The 16,627-nt window shown below is 60.0% G+C and carries 16 protein-coding genes and 1 CRISPR repeat array; of the genes, 2 read left to right on the top strand and 14 right to left on the bottom strand.

Features of this window, described 5'->3' with window-relative positions:
• Window position 1: 1 nt before the first annotated feature.
• Window positions 2-1,250: direct repeats of the CRISPR family, unit length 36 nt; unit sequence TTTCAATCCGCACCCGTCATCGCTGACGGGCGAACC.
• Between the two features lie 224 nt (window positions 1,251-1,474).
• Genes cas2 through cas4 form a run of 3 tightly spaced genes read right to left on the bottom strand, consistent with a single transcriptional unit; the run spans window position 1,475 to window position 3,460 of the window.
• The gene (cas2, locus tag Q8O29_RS06545) at window positions 1,475-1,765 is read right to left on the bottom strand and encodes a CRISPR-associated endonuclease Cas2 (protein WP_305561255.1); all 291 of its coding nucleotides are present in this window, start codon (window positions 1,763-1,765) and stop codon (window positions 1,475-1,477) included.
• Between the two features lie 9 nt (window positions 1,766-1,774).
• Window positions 1,775-2,803 carry a type I-C CRISPR-associated endonuclease Cas1c gene (cas1c, locus tag Q8O29_RS06540; protein WP_305561254.1) on the bottom strand — a complete coding sequence of 343 codons (1,029 nt, stop codon included), beginning with the start codon at window positions 2,801-2,803 and terminating at the stop codon, window positions 1,775-1,777.
• Window positions 2,804-2,821: 18 nt separating this feature from the next.
• Window positions 2,822-3,460, bottom strand: a complete 639-nt coding sequence (cas4, locus tag Q8O29_RS06535) for a CRISPR-associated protein Cas4 (RefSeq protein ID WP_305561253.1) — start codon at window positions 3,458-3,460, stop codon at window positions 2,822-2,824.
• Window positions 3,461-3,509: 49 nt separating this feature from the next.
• Here cas4 and Q8O29_RS06530 point away from each other — a divergent pair, with 49 nt between their 5' ends.
• Window positions 3,510-3,758, top strand: coding sequence for an addiction module protein (locus Q8O29_RS06530; RefSeq protein WP_305561252.1), 249 nt, complete (start codon window positions 3,510-3,512; stop codon window positions 3,756-3,758).
• Between the two features lie 3 nt (window positions 3,759-3,761).
• Entirely contained in the window at window positions 3,762-4,055 is a 294-nt protein-coding gene (locus Q8O29_RS06525) for a type II toxin-antitoxin system RelE/ParE family toxin (RefSeq protein WP_305561251.1), read from the top strand.
• 42 nt (window positions 4,056-4,097) lie between these two features.
• Here Q8O29_RS06525 and Q8O29_RS06520 read toward each other — a convergent pair whose 3' ends face one another.
• From Q8O29_RS06520 to Q8O29_RS06470, 11 genes are all read right to left on the bottom strand, one after another.
• Window positions 4,098-4,952: a Bro-N domain-containing protein gene (locus tag Q8O29_RS06520; protein ID WP_305561250.1), complete on the bottom strand. Its 855-nt coding sequence runs from the start codon at window positions 4,950-4,952 to the stop codon at window positions 4,098-4,100.
• A gap of 19 nt (window positions 4,953-4,971) precedes the next feature.
• Window positions 4,972-5,991, bottom strand: coding sequence for a type I-C CRISPR-associated protein Cas7/Csd2 (cas7c, locus tag Q8O29_RS06515; protein WP_305561249.1), 1,020 nt, complete (start codon window positions 5,989-5,991; stop codon window positions 4,972-4,974).
• Window positions 5,988-7,862 (bottom strand): type I-C CRISPR-associated protein Cas8c/Csd1, encoded by a 1,875-nt coding sequence (gene cas8c, locus Q8O29_RS06510; RefSeq protein WP_305561248.1) that lies wholly within the window; start codon window positions 7,860-7,862, stop codon window positions 5,988-5,990. The genes cas7c and cas8c overlap by 4 nt, the downstream gene beginning before the upstream one ends.
• Entirely contained in the window at window positions 7,859-8,512 is a 654-nt protein-coding gene (gene cas5c, locus Q8O29_RS06505) for a type I-C CRISPR-associated protein Cas5c (protein ID WP_305561247.1), read from the bottom strand. The genes cas8c and cas5c overlap by 4 nt, the downstream gene beginning before the upstream one ends.
• A gap of 9 nt (window positions 8,513-8,521) precedes the next feature.
• Window positions 8,522-10,798 carry a CRISPR-associated endonuclease Cas3'' gene (locus Q8O29_RS06500; RefSeq protein ID WP_305561246.1) on the bottom strand — a complete coding sequence of 759 codons (2,277 nt, stop codon included), beginning with the start codon at window positions 10,796-10,798 and terminating at the stop codon, window positions 8,522-8,524.
• Between the two features lie 82 nt (window positions 10,799-10,880).
• Entirely contained in the window at window positions 10,881-11,858 is a 978-nt protein-coding gene (locus tag Q8O29_RS06495; RefSeq protein WP_305561245.1) for a YafY family protein, read from the bottom strand.
• A gap of 150 nt (window positions 11,859-12,008) precedes the next feature.
• A complete protein-coding gene (locus Q8O29_RS06490; protein ID WP_305561244.1) occupies window positions 12,009-12,356 on the bottom strand; it encodes a rhodanese-like domain-containing protein in 348 nt (115 codons plus the stop codon).
• A gap of 167 nt (window positions 12,357-12,523) precedes the next feature.
• Window positions 12,524-13,606: an XdhC family protein gene (locus Q8O29_RS06485; protein ID WP_305561243.1), complete on the bottom strand. Its 1,083-nt coding sequence runs from the start codon at window positions 13,604-13,606 to the stop codon at window positions 12,524-12,526.
• 38 nt (window positions 13,607-13,644) lie between these two features.
• Complete coding sequence (locus tag Q8O29_RS06480; protein ID WP_305561242.1) at window positions 13,645-14,229, bottom strand: CoxG family protein; 585 nt, start codon at window positions 14,227-14,229, stop codon at window positions 13,645-13,647.
• Window positions 14,230-14,273: 44 nt separating this feature from the next.
• Window positions 14,274-15,458, bottom strand: coding sequence for a VWA domain-containing protein (locus Q8O29_RS06475; protein WP_305561241.1), 1,185 nt, complete (start codon window positions 15,456-15,458; stop codon window positions 14,274-14,276).
• A gap of 112 nt (window positions 15,459-15,570) precedes the next feature.
• Window positions 15,571-16,563, bottom strand: coding sequence for a MoxR family ATPase (locus Q8O29_RS06470; protein ID WP_305561240.1), 993 nt, complete (start codon window positions 16,561-16,563; stop codon window positions 15,571-15,573).
• Window positions 16,564-16,627 lie beyond the last annotated feature (64 nt).

The raw sequence follows: 16,627 nt of genomic DNA, 5'->3' as shown, positions 1-16,627 counted from the left end.
GTTTCAATCCGCACCCGTCATCGCTGACGGGCGAACCTGCAGGCTACGTGCCGCCGCTGTTCATGCTGGTGGTTTCAATCCGCACCCGTCATCGCTGACGGGCGAACCAACATTTGGTCGGAACGGTGCCGGATCTGATGTCGTTTCAATCCGCACCCGTCATCGCTGACGGGCGAACCTTGGTGTGGATGGTGAAGCCGCGCTCCATGTCCGGTTTCAATCCGCACCCGTCATCGCTGACGGGCGAACCACCGTGTCAAGCAGCACAATGGCCACCAGCGCACCGTTTCAATCCGCACCCGTCATCGCTGACGGGCGAACCATCCCACCGGGTGGGGTCCAGCACGATGCGCTTGTTTCAATCCGCACCCGTCATCGCTGACGGGCGAACCAAGCCGGCCAGGAGGCCAAGGCCCAGCTGGCAGCAGTTTCAATCCGCACCCGTCATCGCTGACGGGCGAACCCCGCCGTGGTGTTGGCTGACGACAAGCCCTTGTGGTTTCAATCCGCACCCGTCATCGCTGACGGGCGAACCAAGGCGCTCGGCGGCTTTGAAGAGGGTGCCGGAAGTTTCAATCCGCACCCGTCATCGCTGACGGGCGAACCCCAGCCACGGCTTCAAGTTCGATCTGTTCCTGCAGGTTTCAATCCGCACCCGTCATCGCTGACGGGCGAACCGTTTCTGGACCGGGTTGACCCTGTGCAGACGTCTGTTTCAATCCGCACCCGTCATCGCTGACGGGCGAACCAAGCACGGGCACTTGATTGAGGCGCGGCGGGTACCGGTTTCAATCCGCACCCGTCATCGCTGACGGGCGAACCAAGGTGCGTTGGCTTCCATGCGCGGTTGTCACCGGTTTCAATCCGCACCCGTCATCGCTGACGGGCGAACCGTCGCCGGGTGCGCTTTCAGCCGGTGTTTTAGAAGGTTTCAATCCGCACCCGTCATCGCTGACGGGCGAACCTGGACCGCTCCTGGTAGCGCTGCATGCAAATTGAGTTTCAATCCGCACCCGTCATCGCTGACGGGCGAACCACCTATAACCGAGTTGTCACCGCTGGTCAGTATGTTTCAATCCGCACCCGTCATCGCTGACGGGCGAACCACCGGCAAGACAAAATTCTGCGTCTGGATGGCGCAGTTTCAATCCGCACCCGTCATCGCTGACGGGCGAACCGTCTTTTTGTCGAAGGTGTGGGCGTAGCAAGTTTGGTTTCAATCCGCACCCGTCATCGCTGACGGGCGAACCGCTTCGCTCCCAAAGTATTGCGGGCAAACGCATTTTTCGGGCATTTGCGCGAACCTCACCACACACCCACAGATTGCTGCGAGAGCTTGCATGGAGTAGTGCAGAAAGTTCATTTGAATCAATGGCTTGCGTAGCGCGCGAACCTTATAGGGAAAAGACAATCACTTGGGGTTCGCAGTGGTGACAGTAGCACAGTCAGGCCTGCCGGGAAAGCTGGAAATGCATCAAAGCACCAACGGGCCGTCAAAGTCCACCGCCTTGAAAGTGCCGTACTCACGCGCTTCGAACCCCCGCGTCTCTGGCATGCGGTACAAGCGCAAACAATCTTGTTGGGGATCGATTTCTTCCAGCAATTTTCGCTCGAGCGCTTCAAATTGCGCAATATCGACCTGACATTCAAACACCGATTTTTGCACCCGCTGGCCTGTGCTTTCGCAGACCTTGGCCACCCGGCGCAAGCGGCGGCGGCCTGCTTTGGTTTCTGTACTCACGTCGTAGCACACAAGTACCAGCATGATCAGTCCTTACTTCGCCACGAACGGCACGTAGGGCGCACACTCATCGCGCAAGGCACGGGCCAGCAAGCGTGCCTGCACCAGAGGCACCAGGCCCAGGGGCACGGTCTGCGCGAGCAAGGGGTGGTTGATTTCATCGCGCTTTCTCTCTTGATAAGCCACCACCACGGCTTTGCGCGCATCAGGCTCCAGCGATACGCCGCCACCTTCACGCATCGCAAAATCATCTGCTGAAAGCTGGCCCCGGTTAATCAGCGTCAGGGCCAGCCGGTCGGCCCAGGGGCGAAACTCTTCCATCAAATCCAGCGCCAACGCAGCGCGCCCTGGGCGCAAGGCGTGCAAGAACCCGACCTGCGGATCAAGCCCGGCTGCTTCCAGCGCCGAGCGGCAATCGTTCATCCACATTGCATACAAAAACGACAGCATGGCATTGAGGCGGTCACGCGGCGGGCGGCGGGTGCGCCCGTCCATGCGGAAAGACTCGCGCAGATCCGGCCGCACCAGCAAATTAAGACCACTGAAGTATTGGCGGGCGGCCTCACCCTCCACACCTCGCAGGCTGTCCAGGTTGGCGGCTTCGGGCAGCGCACGCAGACTGGCGGCCAGGTCGTCAGCCAGCCGGGTGAGCGCCTTGGCTTCGTCTTCAGACTTTGCTTCGCGCGCGCCGCGTTGCAGCACCTGCCGGGTATTTTTGATCTTGCCCGCCACACAGGCACGCGCCATATCCAGCGTAAACACCGGGTCTGCCGCACGCTGAAACTGGGCCTGGCGCAACAGCACGTTGCCAGATACGGCCCCTTCCAGTCGGGCCTTGAAACGCCCGCTGTCGTTCAGCAATACCAGGGCAATGCCTTCGTCTGCCAGACGGTGCATTAAAGGGGCAGACAGGTTGATGTGCCCGAAGCACACCACGGCCGTTAAATGGTGCAGGGGCACACGCAACCGTGTTTCGCGCTCCACTTCAACACGCAGGGTGTCGTTGTCCAGGCGCAGATAGGTTTCTGGCGTGGTGATGTAGAGGGTGTTGAGCAGTTGCATGGCTATCCCACAAAAGGGCTACGCGTCGGGGTCAAACAGGGCAGCGCGAGCAGCATCAAAGTTTGTTCGTGCGGCTTCAGGCTGACACCGTTCCAGCAGTGAACACGCTTTGCAACGCCTGGCTGCCTGGTCAGCCGCCAACGGCGGTGGCAGCTTGGCCGTGGCAAACATCTGGCGAATGGCTTGCGCGGTTTGCGCTACCGCTACGCGAAGTTGCGGTGTGATGGGCACCACGCGCCGCCGCTTTGAAGAGGCGTAGAAGATCGCCCCCTCATTGACAGTCTTCCCCGTCATTGCCTCCAGGCACATCGCTTGCGCGGCAAGCTGAATGTCGTCGCAAGCGGCAATGTCAGCGGCCTTGTGGCGGCTGCCATGTTTGTATTCCACCGGGTAAGGCACACCGCCCGACCAGAACTCGACCACATCGGCCTTGCCTACCAATCCCAGTTCGTCATGCCAGAGCGGCAACGCCCGCTCTACCCGCAGGCCCTTGGCGGTTTCCACACCAGGCTGATCTACCTTGGCATGCACCGCCTGACCGCGCAGGGTGTGCACGTTTTCATCAAACACCTGCTCCAGATGAATCAGCCCGCACTGGCGCGGGCAATAGTGCCAGTGCTGCAGGGCAGAGAGAGGGATAGCCTCTGTGTCATTCATACGAGTAGTGCTAGCATGAGCGGTCAAAACCTATCTTCTGGAGCAAATCATGGCGGTAGCCCTGAAAGAAATCGAGGCACAGGCATTGCAGCTTTCTCCCAAGGAACGAGGTGAGCTCATCCACCATCTGATCGTCAGCCTGGAAGGCACACCAGAAGACAGCCCGCAAGCCATCGCCAAGGCATGGGACGAAGAAATCGCCCGTCGGGTGGCGGATATGGAAGCAGGCAGAACAGTCTGGATACCGGCGGAGGAAGTGTTTGCGCGGCTGGACGCCATGATCGAAAACACCCGCTGATCGATGCAGGTTTCGTTCAATTCCGAGGCGCTGGCGGAGGCTGAAGAAGCAGCCCACTGGTACCGGGAAAACGGCGGCGTAGCTCCAAGCCTCGCATTCACGCAGGAACTGAAACGCGTCGCCAACCTTGCGGCGCAACAACCCGGCATGGGCAGCCCCGGCCTACGCGGGACAACGCGCTTGCACTTCAAGCGCTTCCCGTACACCCTGTTCTTCCGCATAGATGGCGAATTTGTCCGAGTGCTCGCCATCGCCCACCAAAGCCGCAGGCCGGGGTATTGGGCGGAACGACGGTAGATCATTTGCGTTGACTATTGATCTTTTCCAAATACCGACACCTTAGGCTTTGCGCGGTGCCTTCAAGGTCTTTTTGATCTTTTTGGCCGCCGGCGGCAGGTAATTGCTGCCCGACACCACCGACTTCCCGGTCTGGTTTTCCAACTGATTGCGGGCCTGACGAGCAATACGGCCCCCGGCCTTGGCGGCGGTTTGGTTTTGCTGCATGCCGGTGGCTTTCACGTTTTCAGAGATCTGCCGCGTGGACAGCTCGGCCAACGCCGTAAAAATCAGTTCTGCCTCGCTCATGTGGTCGCGCAGGTTCTGACTTTTCAGGCCCTTCATCCCCTTGTGTTCATTGACACTCACCCCGGACCATTCCTGATGAATGATGTTGGTAAGAATGGCAAACTCACTGCCTTCCTTGATGTCGTGGCCGCGCCAGTAGTCGGTGAGCTTGTTGCGCGTTTCCTGCCCGGTCATGCGTTGCTGAATCCACTTGTCGCTGCGCCCATGCTGCTGCCAGGTCTGACGCGCCCGGTCCAGCGACAGGGCCGGGTCGGCCATCTCTTGCATGCGCTCATAGCCCACCTTAGCCAGCCAGAGTTTGATGGGCTCGGCCTTGGGGCTGGGGACGGATTGGACGATGCGAAGCAGAGTCCCGGCTTCGGCGCAGTCAGTGTCACGCTGTTTGCCGTCCGGGGCGGTTAATTTCAACTGTACGATTTTTTCGTACGGTTGCTCTGACCCCGCTTCTTGCGCAAGTTTTCGCTTGAGGTCAGACCAGTACCGCCGCGCGTTATTACTGTCCGTCAGCACCTGGATAACGTCAGTTACTGAAAACCACCAGGTTTCAGTGTCTTCGTCGTACACGCGGCGAATGGATTTGCCGTCAAATTGGGTGGGCAGGATTTTCATCGTTTACTCCCAACGCACATCAGCATTTTCGGGTCAAAGTCACACCGGGCGCAGGTGCCATCGAATCACCGACTTGCAAAGCTTTGTCGTCAAACGCCACGCGGTACGCATCAAAGCTGCGAGCCACTTCACCGGGGTTCGCTTGGGCGACTTTGAGCTTGTCAAACAAGGCATGCGATGGCGCGTTGCCCAGTTCGCAGTCATGCTTGAACACGTACAGTCCGCGTGTGGACATTTCGCCGCGTGCGGCGGAGCGATCATGCTCAAACATTTGCGTCAACGCTTGCCACAGCAGTTCCAAATCGTCTTCGCCAAACCCGGTTTGCTTGGCGAGAAATGAGGATACAAACCCATGCGCAACATACACGCCATAGGGCACCGTGTGTTTGCGGCCTTGTATGCCTGTCTGTTGCTCAATTGTTTTGCCAGAGATTTCTGGGTCTGTACGTGCTGCACAGACTGTTAGTGAATGCTCCAGGGCCACCACCGGCTCAACCGAGCGGGCAAACGTAATCTGAACTGGGCCGCGAACCTGGCCGCAGTTCTTGCCCGTGGACATGACTGCGCCAAAGGTGCGAACGTCAAAGAAGTTCTGGCACATCCAGTCCCGGGCAAGACCCACTTCATTGGCACTGCCTTTGCGGTTTTCCTTTTTGGTGGGCTTCTTTTTGGCATCGGCAACCGGCGCTACTTCTGCTACGTTATCAGTAGCTTCTTGCGCTTGCTCCTCGGGGGCTACAGCCAGTTTTAATGCGGAATAGGCGCGATCGTGCTGCAGGTTCAGCACCGCTTTTTCCCGCACATAAATTTCAAACCGTTTTTCGCCATCCAGCGGGTCGCGTTGGTCTTGGTCTTTCACCAGCCCCACAAAATTACGCACCTTGCGTTTTAGCGATACATCCGTCATCAGGCCGTGGCCGGATTCGGCATCCAGGCGCGGCATGTTGCCGGCATCAGGGTCGCCATTGGGGTTGCCGTCTTTCACGTCCATGATGAGAACAAAGTCGTAGCGGTTGGCGAGTGGGTGGGTGGTGGTCATGCGGATGCTCCTTCGGTTTTGGTTGAGTCGTCTGGCTTTTTACTGAAAAAATCTTGACGCTGGTGGTAGTAACCCAGCGCAAAGCGGCCTTGATCGGGCAGGGAAAGCTGCCTTGGAACGTCGGGAAGGTCACTCAAAATTTCGCAGACCAACTTGTCAAACCACTCCTTTTGGCCCCACGGCAATTTCTTTAAGTGAGCAATTTTTAGTTTGTCCAAAGTCGGGAAAACTATTCCGGGTGAACTCGCCATCGCGCCGTAGTATTTATCTCGAATGGTGGAGTTCAGCTTTCCACCTCCACCAGCCGCGGTTTCCTGGATGCGCTCAAGTACGGCAAACAGCCGACCCAACAGGTATCCGGGATTGATATTTGTGCGATCAAGCATGGGTAAAAACTCCTTTTCAAGTAAGTGTTCTGGCGCTGAAAGATTTGCTCTGCGTATCTGCCGATTGAGACAGGCCTTAATCACAGCAGCGCGGGCGTATGGGACGTTTTGCGCCTGCGTACCCTGCTGCGTTTTCTTCGCTTGCTCTGCGCGGCAACGCCCCACTGCGGTGTTAAGCCAGAGGGCCGGATAGGGCACGTTCTCGCCTGCAAAGATGGCATCCACAATCGCTCCGCCTAAATTCGACGGTAGGCGCTCAATATCGCCAAAAGGCTGACTGCTGGTTGCCAGACAAACCGTTTGGAGCAGTCGCTTCAGGCTTGGGTATTGCGGATCATGTCCATGCACACTACGCACCATTTCAAGGTCTTTGAAGTGCTGCTCAATGCGCTTGCCCAACTCCGGCAAGCGCAGGCAGTAGTAAAACCGAATGCTGATGCGCGCTGCATTGGGTGCCAGCCCGAGGATGTGAAAGCGGTTGTCCGCTAAAGCCTCATCGGTAGCTGCGCCATGCTCTTTATGCACAGCTGACAAAAGCGCTTGCACCGCCTTAGCGCTTGCATCCGGGTCGTCTGTGGGTCGGTCGCCAAAAATATCCGGCACCGCAGTTTCCAGGTCAGTTGCCTTATCCGCCCAAAACACGGTAGAGGCGTCACCAATTTGGATGCGTTGCGGCGAGTCTTTGCGCAGCAGGTGATTCAGGGCAGTGGTGTAGGCAAAGGCGACGGCTTTGCTGACGGGCGCGTTCTCCCCTTGGCGTTCGGTTTTGCCGTAGGACTCAAACGCGCGGGCGTTGAAGGAGACGATGTTTTTCAGAGCCATAGCGCCCGGTTTGTCCCACACACCTTTGATGGCGGCGTGCAGGCGCTCAACAGGTGCTTGTTCGCCAGTCACCAAGCACATGGCTATACGTTCGTCCGCCGAGGCAGGCACATTCAGTGCCGCCTGCACTACGGCAGAACGCTGGCACACCAAATTAACATCGCCGTGCAGGCGAAAGCTCAGAATGGCATTGATCGCAAGTGCATCCCCCCACGCGGACTCGCGCTCCAAGGTGGCCATCATTGCGCCCTTGTCCGCCGCCATACGCGCAAAGAATCGCTGCACGGCTTGAATGCCTGCGTCTTCTCGTGCCGATGGCGGTAACGTGGCAATGCGCTGGCGAAAGGCGGTGTGTTGTTTCACCACGCGCTCGGGTTTGCCTTTGGTATCGACCCCCAGCACGTATTCCAGCGTGTCCCACAACAAATTGGCAGCAATGTTAGAGGCTCTTTTCACCCCTTGCGGCACCCGAAAACTTTGGGCGATTTTCTTTTTACCGTTGGGTGTGCGTGTGTCGATAAGCTGCACCAGCTCACCAGCGGCGGTGATTTCCAACAGAAAAGGGATTTCCTTTTGCTCCAGGCCAAAAGAAGGCAGGTGCTGCGCGGGGTCAGGGTCATCGCACTTGCGGCGGTAGTAATCATTGAGTGCTTGCAGAATCATCCCACTGCCTCCTCAAACGGGGGCACTTCAATCACACCCGCGTTCATTTGCCCCCTGAAGAAGCGCGGTTGCGGGTCGGACGGGTGGGTGTAGTCCATGTCGTGCAGCATCCAACCCAAATCGCGTGTATCGGCAATGGGCTGCACGGGTGGCGTATCGGCGGTGACCAAGCGGAACCCGGCTGAAAATTCGCGGCAACCCAAATACGGCTGGTTCACGCACTGGCCTTTGCTGGAGCGGCGGGTGAACATTTCGGTGTATTTGATGAGCGGGTCGCTGCCTTTGCCAGTCAGCAACAACTCGGCATGGATGCGATAGGTGACATCGCGCAAAAAGTAGCCTGCGCGTTGCACCCGCTCGTCCTCAATGTTCAAGTGAAGCTGCCCTTTTCCTTCTTTCATGGCACGTTCGACGTTGCTAGTGAGGATTTTTTCTTTAACTTCGTTGCGCCGCAAATTGACCCAGTGAATCGGTTTGAGCACTTCGATTCGTGAAACCCGCCATCGCATTTGCGGTTTCCACAAAATCGCTTCAAAAATGGCGCGTGCCGCCGAGGGTGTCATCACGTCATAAGAGACGCGCTCCACCTTCATCTCCGGGCGGGTAAAACAGGCAAAGGGGCCGGAGACTTCAAGACAAAAATGGGTCATAGCGTTCATTCAAGGTGCGAAGCCACCGGGGTTGTATAAATCATCGTCCGGCTTCAAGCCGAGCAAGGGGTCATAAAGATTGTCCGCATTCACTTGCACATAAAGCCCCGGCATGCGCAGCGTCAGGCTCCCCTGCATAAGCATCCTGTCAGCCACACGTTTGTGGATGCTGACGGTGTAGCGCTGGAGGCTTCGCATGAGCCAGCGCGTCGGGCCTTTTGCGGCCAGCAGTCCGAGCAGTTTTTCAATCTCGTCGCTGTGCTCGGCATAGCGAACGACAACCGTGGCTGAGTCTTTGTCATCAATCAGACGGAATGCATCGGCTGCTGAGCGGAATTGCACACCCAGCGTTTTGAGCTCTACCTTGAGCATGGGCACGATCTTTTTGCTGTCCAGATCGACGGTGCTGTAGAACTGCCGAAAATAGGTGGCAAATAAAGCGCGTGCCAGTGGGTCTGCGTGTTGACCATGCAAGGTGCTGATGCAGGCTTGCGCCCCTTTGCGCAAGTGCCCCAAAGGCGGCGGCTCGGGCGGCACGAAGACGACGACGCGGCCCTTGCCGTCCAGTCGTCCTTCGCGGTTGCAGCGCCCCGCTGCCTGCGCAATCGAGTCCAGCCCGGCCAAGGCGCGATAAACCACGGGAAAATCAATGTCCACCCCGGCCTCGACCAACTGGGTGCTGACCACCCGCAACGGTCGCAGGTCGTGCCCCTCGCGCTTGGCTTTGAGGCGTGCCTTGATCTGGTCGATGACCACTTTGCGATGCGCGCCGCACATGAGGGCCGACAAGTGCAAGGTGTCAGGCGGCAACAAACGCTGCAATTCGCGGGCGGCTTTCCGGGTGCCGACGATGGCCAGCACACAGTCTTCTGCCGCGAGTTGAGTGGCAATGTCGGCCCAGGGGGTGGATATGTTCCAGTCTGGTGGCAGTTCAACCTTCACCCGTTTGAGCGCATCAAACAGGACATCGGGGTCGTCAATGATTTCCCGCACGTTTTCCAGTCCACGCAGGTTGTTACTGGCATCGAAATAGTCCGTCGTGTTCAGCGCGGGCTGGGTGGCGGTACACAGCACCACGGTCACGCCATAGTGCTTCACCAGCAGGTTCAGCGCATCCAGAATCGGCTGTAAAAACTCGGGCGGCAGTTGCTGGGCTTCGTCCAGCACGATGACGCTGCCCACCAGGTTGTGCAGCTTGCGGCAGCGGGATGTTTTGGCAGCAAACAATGACTCGAACAACTGCACGTTGGTGGTCACGACCAGCGGCGCATCCCAGTTCTCACAGGCCAGGCGGCTGCGGGCGGTCTCGTCTTTCTCTGCGGCATCGGCTTGGCTGTGGTGCTCAATGAGCACTTCATCGCCCAGCGCTTTGAACACTTCGCGAAACACGTCTGCCGTCTGTTCAATGATGCTGGTGTAGGGGATGGCGTAGATCACGCGGCGTTTGCCATGCGCCTGCGCGTGCTTCAGCGCGAACGCCAGACTGGACAGAGTCTTGCCGCCCCCGGTGGGCACGGTGAGTGAAAAGAAGCCAGGGGGCAACGCTGCCTTTTCTCGGCACTGGCGCAGGATGTCGGCGCGCAAAGTGTTCACCGGGGTTGCGCTGGCTGACGCCGCCTTGGCCACCATGTGCTCATCAAAAGCGGCAAGCATTTGATCCAGCGTCGGGAAGCCTTCGCGCCTGGCAGGCTTGCCCGCATCAAAATGCGCCTCTGTGTCCAGAAAATCGGCATCCACCAGACAGGAAAACAGCAGCCGAACCCATAACGCGAATCCGGCTGAACCGCCGGGAATCTGGTTCAAGCTGGGAACAAAATCGCCATGATTGAGAATGCTTTCAGGTGGATTTTCGGCCAGCGATTCCTGTAGCTCGGTCTGGCAATCGGCTTCCTCTAGACGCTCTTTCAACCCTCCGTCCCAGTCATACAAACCTGCATGGTGGCTGGCGATGAGATAAGCCAGAACGCGTGCGGCCAGAGCCCCGTTCGGCCCGTGCGCTTCACCCAACTTGCGCATGGCCCACAAGGCACCGGCTGCTGAATGCGTCTTTTCGCGTCCGCCTACCTTGCCTTCAATGTGGGCATCCGGGTTGTCTGATTGCAAGAGGTAACGCTGGAATCCGGGACGGTACTTACCCAAGTCATGCCACAAGCCAGCCAGATAGGCCCAGCGTTGGGTGAGCGTTGCTGGTTCAAACGCTTCAGAAAAACCCGCCGCAATGCCAGCAACCGACTGCAGATGCGCTGCCAACAAATGCCCGCCCGAGTGAGCCAATGGTTCCGACACGATTGTTTTCTCCCTGAAAACTTTGATCTGCACGCAGCTTAACCCTGCAAAGGTTCACCAGATGACCCACTCCCCCCCTCACTCAAAAATATTTCTCCCCCATCTTCCCCACCTCCTCTGCCACCGCTTGCCGCAGGCTGGGCGGCCCCAGCACTTCGCAGTGGGTGCCGTGTTTGAGGATGTCCATGATGAGTTCGCGGTGGTCGGCGTAGGGCAGGCGCAGCAGGTAGCTGCCGTCGGCTTGCAGCTTTCCCTCTTGCTGCGGATGCCATTGCTCGCTTGCCACCCAGCGGGCGCGTTCGGGCGTGAAGCGCAGGCGCGCCCAGCGGATGCGGCTGCCCGAGAAGATGCCGTAGCTGGGGCCGAACAGGGCATCGAGTTTGGCATCGCTCACTTCTTTGGCGGGGGTGTCGAGCAGGTGGGCGTCGGTAATCGCATCGACGGCAAAGTTGCGCAGGCCGCGCCGCAGGTGGCACCATGCGTCCAGATACCAGTTGTCGCGGTAATGCACCAGCCGCAACGGCGAGACTTCGCGCTCGGTCGCTTGGCCGGTGCCGCGCGCGGTATAGGTGAGCGCCAGGCGCTTGCGCTGCACCAGGGCCGTGCCCACGCGCTGGAAGTGCTGGGGCTGCACAGAGCGCTGCGCCAGACCAATGATGCGCACGCGGTGGCGCACCTGGACCGCTTCCGTTTCTGCCCCACCCAGCAGCGCATTGAGCCGATTCATCAGCGGAGCCACATGGTGGGTCAGCAGGCCACCGGCGTCCAGGTTGGACAACAGGTGCTGCATGGTCAGCAAGGCATGGATTTCGGTGGATGAGAACCACAGGCCCGGCAGTTCATGCGCAGCGCTGGCCGGGTCAGCGGGTGCCGTGAATCGGTAGCCGCCTGCCGCGCGGCTCCATTCAATCGGTGCGTTCAGGCGGTTGCGCAGGTAGTCGAGGTCGCGTTTGAGCGTGGCGCGGGAGACTTCAAGCGCTGCCTGCAAGGCCGCAAAGCTGACAATTTTGTGCTGGCGCAGCAGCTTTTCGATTTTGTAGAAGCGCTCGGTTCGATCCATATGCCTCCCCTGATTTTTGAATAGCGGCCACCATTGCTATTTTTTTAATAGCTTGTTGCGCCCGCAGCGTATGGGCTGGAGGCTGATTTCACTACTAAAAAAACGCGGAGGCGTGTAAACGGCGCTTGCCTCGAATTTCTTTCAGGCTGGTCAAGTCCGCTTGCGGTAGGCCTTCAGGCCGCCAGCAATGAACCTGGCGTTTTTATAACCCATGCTGCGCAGGGTATCCGCCGACAGTGCACCCCGATTGAAGGCGTTGCAATAGCAGAGAATCGTGGCGTCCAGATCGGGGATCACCTCCTCGATGTTCATCTCCAGCTTGCCGCGACTGACATGCAGCGAACCGGCGATATGGTCCGCATCGTGTTCCTCCTTGTCCCGGATATCCAGCGCAACCGCGCCTGCGGCCAGCAAAGCGTCTACCTGTTCAGGCAACACTTCCTCTACCCGCAAACGTGCGGTATCGGCAAGTTTCTGGAATTTTTCTGTATAGGCCATGTCAGTCTCTCTCGTAAAAAAATCAGGAGAACAAGGCCATTGTGCTGGCCTCGTCTGTTGCGTCGATTAACGATGGTATTTCGAAAATAGTTCGAGGCGGTCCCCTTTCATGCCTGAGCCTTCCGATCTGGGTGTTTTTCCCCCCAAGAAGCTCTGGGAACCGCAAATCAATCCGGAGCTCGCGCCACCCCACACACCAACTCACCCGCATCGTTGCCAAACACAGCACGCTCGTTTTTGGCCTGCGCCACTTCCATGTCGCGCGGCAGCACCACGCCGTTTTTCACGGCCAGCACTTCGGCCATCACGCTGACGGCAATTTCTGGCGGGGTCTTGCTGCCGATGTAGATGCCGATGGGGCCGCGCAGGCGCGCCAAAGCGTCTTCGGTGAGGCCGAAGTGTTCTGTCATGCGTTGGTGGCGGGTCTCGTTGTTGCGTCGTGATCCGATGGCGCCTATGTAAAACGCGTCGGTGGTTAGCGCCTCCATCAGCGCCAGGTCGTCGAGCTTGGGGTCGTGCGTGAGTGCAATCACACAGCTGCGCCTGTCGGGCTTGAAGGCGATGACCACATCGTCGGGCATGTCGCTGAGCACTTTGGCGCCCGCCACAGACCAGGCGCTGCGGTACTCTTCGCGCGGGTCACACACGGTGACGGCAAAACCGCTGAACAGCGCCATGGTTGCCAGGTATTCGGTGAGCTGGCCAGCGCCTATCAGCAACATGCGGTATTCGGGCCCGAAGGTGTTGACCAGCGCCAGCGAGGTGACGCCGAGTTCGGCCGGCGCCGTGGCGGGGGCCAGCGTCACCGCGCCATCGGTGAGCCGCACGTTGCGCTGCATCAGTTGACCAGCTTCCAGGGCCTGCACCAGTTCGGCCAGCGCGCCAGCCTCGGGATCGTATTCGAGCAGAAGCTCCAGCGTGCCGCCGCAGGGCAGGCCGAAACGGTGCGCCTCGTCGGCGGTGATGCCGTACTTGACAAAGGTCGGCGGTCCGGACGGAATGGCCTTGCCGCCTGTGCCGGCAGAACTGGCTGAGGCATAGGCCTGGGTGTGCTGGTAGATCAGGTCGTCTTCGATGCAGCCGCCCGACACCGAGCCGACCACCGCGCCGTCTTCGCACAGCGCCATGATGGAGCCAACCGGGCGCGGCGACGAGCCCCAGGTGCGCACCACGGTGGCCAGCAGCGCACGTTTGCCCGCCTGGCGCCAGTCGCGCAGGGTACGCAGCACCATGACATCGAGGTTTTCCATCTGCTTTCCTTTTTATTGCCGAAGTGGTGGCAGCCCGCTCAGCTACCCAGCCAGGCCGCCAGCGCCAGCACTGCGGCGCCAACGACCCACACCCACACCGGAATGCCCGGCTTCTGCGGAGCCATCGGTGTTCCGGTTTCCACCTCACCCATCACCATTTTGGCGGCATAACTGGCGGGATGCTGGCGCTGCATTTCGCCATCAAAACGTTTGAAAAAATCTTCGGCCATCGACTTGGCCGCTCCATCAATCAGGCGCTGCCCGAGCTGGGCGACCTTGCCACCGACCGAGGCATGCACGGTGTAAGCCAATTCGCAGCCATCGTCGTTGGGCGTCAATGTCACTTCGGCGCTGCCCTTGCCGAAACCGGCGACACCGCCTTGCCCGTCAAACGACAACTTGTAGCTGGCCGGCGGGTTGATATCGCTGAGCGTGATCTTGCCGGTGAATTTGGCCGACACCGGGCCGATCTTCAGGGCCATTGCAATCGCGTACTGGCTCTCGCCAATGGCCTCGACCTTGTCGCAGCCGGGGATGCAGACCTTGAGCACGGCCGGGTCATTCAGCGCATCCCAGGCCTGTTGTTGTGTGACCGCGAGCTGGCGGCTTCCTTGCATGTCCATTGTTTTTTTCCCTTTTCTTTGGCTGTTTGCTCAGTGAGCGTGAATTACTTCTTCATCAGAGCCGCCAGACTGGCTGCCAGTTCCTCCAGCTTGCTCAGGTTGTGAACCGCCAGCATGCCGTGCGCGTGGGCATGTATCACCGCCGCGCCACGGGCCAGCGGTGCGTAGCCGTCAAAACGCAGCAGCGGGTTGAGCCAGAGCAAGCGGCGGCTGCGCCGGCGCAGCCAGCCCAGCTCGCGCGCCAGGTCGGCCGGCTCGCCGGTGTCCAGGCCGTCGCTGATGACCAGGACGATGGTGCGGCGCCCGACCAGGCGGCGCGCATGTTTCTCGCGCAGGCTGGCCAGCGATGCGCCCAACTGGGTGCCGCCGGCAAAGTCTTCAATCGCCGCGCTGGCGTGCGCCAGCATCTCGTCGGTATCGGCCTGGCGGAAGGCCGGCGTGAGATCGGTCAGGTGCATGCCAAAGGCAAACACATCGCGCTGCGGGTGGCGCCGCGTGGCAGCATGCAAAAAGGCCAGCAACAGCCGCGCATAACGCTCCATCGAGCCCGACACATCGACCAGCACCAGCAAAGGCAGGGCCTGCTCACGCCGGGCCAAACGGGGCAGGTGTATCAACTCGCCGCCGGTGCGCGCGGCCTGGTGCATCACGCCGGGCCAATGCATGCGCGTACCGCTGCTGGCGGGCCGGCTGCGGCGCGAGGCAAACATCGGCAGGGGCAGCTTGATGTCGCGCGCCAGGCGCTCGACCAGCCGGTATTCGGTGGCCGACAGGGCATTGAAGTCGGCGTGTTGCAGGCGCTCTATGTCACTGGCCGTCATGACGGCGTCAAACTCGACCTTCTGGTCTTCGGTCGCGGGTTTAGCCTGCTGGCCAAAAGCCTTTTGCGGCGCCAGCGCTTCACGCACGCGCGGCCGGCGTTTGCTGGGTTCGGCCTTGCCTTCGGCGCTGGGCAGCAATTGCGACAGCAGCTTGTTGGCGACTTTCGGATCCTGAAAATAAATGTCAAACAACTCGCGAAACACTAGGCGGTCCTGCTCGCGGCTGATCATCACGGCTTCAAACGCAGCGCCCAGGTCTTCCCGTTCACTGATGCCGACGGCCAGCGCCGCTTCCTTGGCCAGGCCAATACGCTGGCTGTCCACCTTGACACCGGCGCGGCGCAGGGCGCGGCCGAAACCGGCGATGTTGTCGGCGAGCTTGCCGCTTCTTGAATCACCTAAAAGCACGGGGAGCCCTCACCCTAACCCTCTCCCTGGGGGAGAGGGGACAAAAGCGCGTACCTACTCCCTCTCCCCGTGGGAGAGGGCTGGGGTGAGGGCTGCCCGCAGTTAAGCTGCCTCATGCTGAATCCACCGTTTCCTCCGGCTTGAGCAATTCCACCGCCAGCGCATGGGTGAGTGCTGCCACGTCTTCGCGCTGCTTGAACAAAATGCCCGCCGTGTCGGCCACAACCTCTGGGTCCACCACCAGCGTATCCAGCGCCACCAGCGCTTTCGCCCATTCGACGCTTTCGGCAATGCCGGGCGCGCGCTGGAAAGCGTTGCCAAACGGCGAGCGGCGCAGCCGGTTCACAAAACTTGCCACCTGGGCCGAGAGCTGTTCGCCAGCCTCGGGCACCTGGGCCCGAATGATCGCGAGTTCGCGGTCACGGTCAGGGTAGTCCAGCCAGTGGTAGAGGCAGCGCCGCTTGACCGCGTCATTGAGCTCACGTGTGCGGTTGCTGGTGAGAATCGTCACCGGTGTCACTGCGGCGCGCACCGTGCCGATTTCGGGAATGCTGACCTGGTACTCGCCCAGGTACTCCAGCAAAAAAGCTTCAAAGGGCTCGTCGGCCCGGTCCACCTCGTCGATCAGCAGCACCGCGCCCGGCGCCGGTGCCTGCAAGGCCTGCAACAGCGGGCGGCGTATCAAATAGCGGTCCTGGTACACCTCGCGCTCGACATCGGCCGCGTTGCCGTCCCCGCCGCCGCCGGGCCGCCCCAAGGCGGCGGACGCCCCCTCGGGGGGCAGCGAGGACACGCCAGTGCCGAGTGTGGGGGCTCTCAATTCCACTGCGCGCATGTGCAGCAACTGCGCCGCGTAGTTCCACTCGTAAAGGGCTTCACGCTGCTCCAGACCGTCGTAACACTGCAGGCGTATCAACTGGCGCTGCAGCGCGACCGACAGCGCCTTGGCCAGCTCGGTCTTGCCGACGCCGGGCTCGCCCTCAAGCAGCAAGGGGCGCTGCAGCTTGAGCGCCAGGAAGACGGCGGTGGCCAGCCGGCGGTCGGCAAAATAACCGGCGCCCTGCAGCGCCTGCATCAGGGCATCAATCGTGGGAAAAGGTGTCATCGGTCCAGTTTAGTACTTGCCGTGATTCGCTATATTTTTTATAGCTGCTCACGCCCGCCAATAA

Source organism: Polaromonas sp. (assembly GCF_030689685.1).
In the GTDB taxonomy this organism is placed as follows: Bacteria; Pseudomonadota; Gammaproteobacteria; order Burkholderiales; family Burkholderiaceae_C; genus Polaromonas.
Note: the sequence above shows the minus strand (reverse complement) of the source record. Positions and strands in the feature narration are given on the sequence as shown.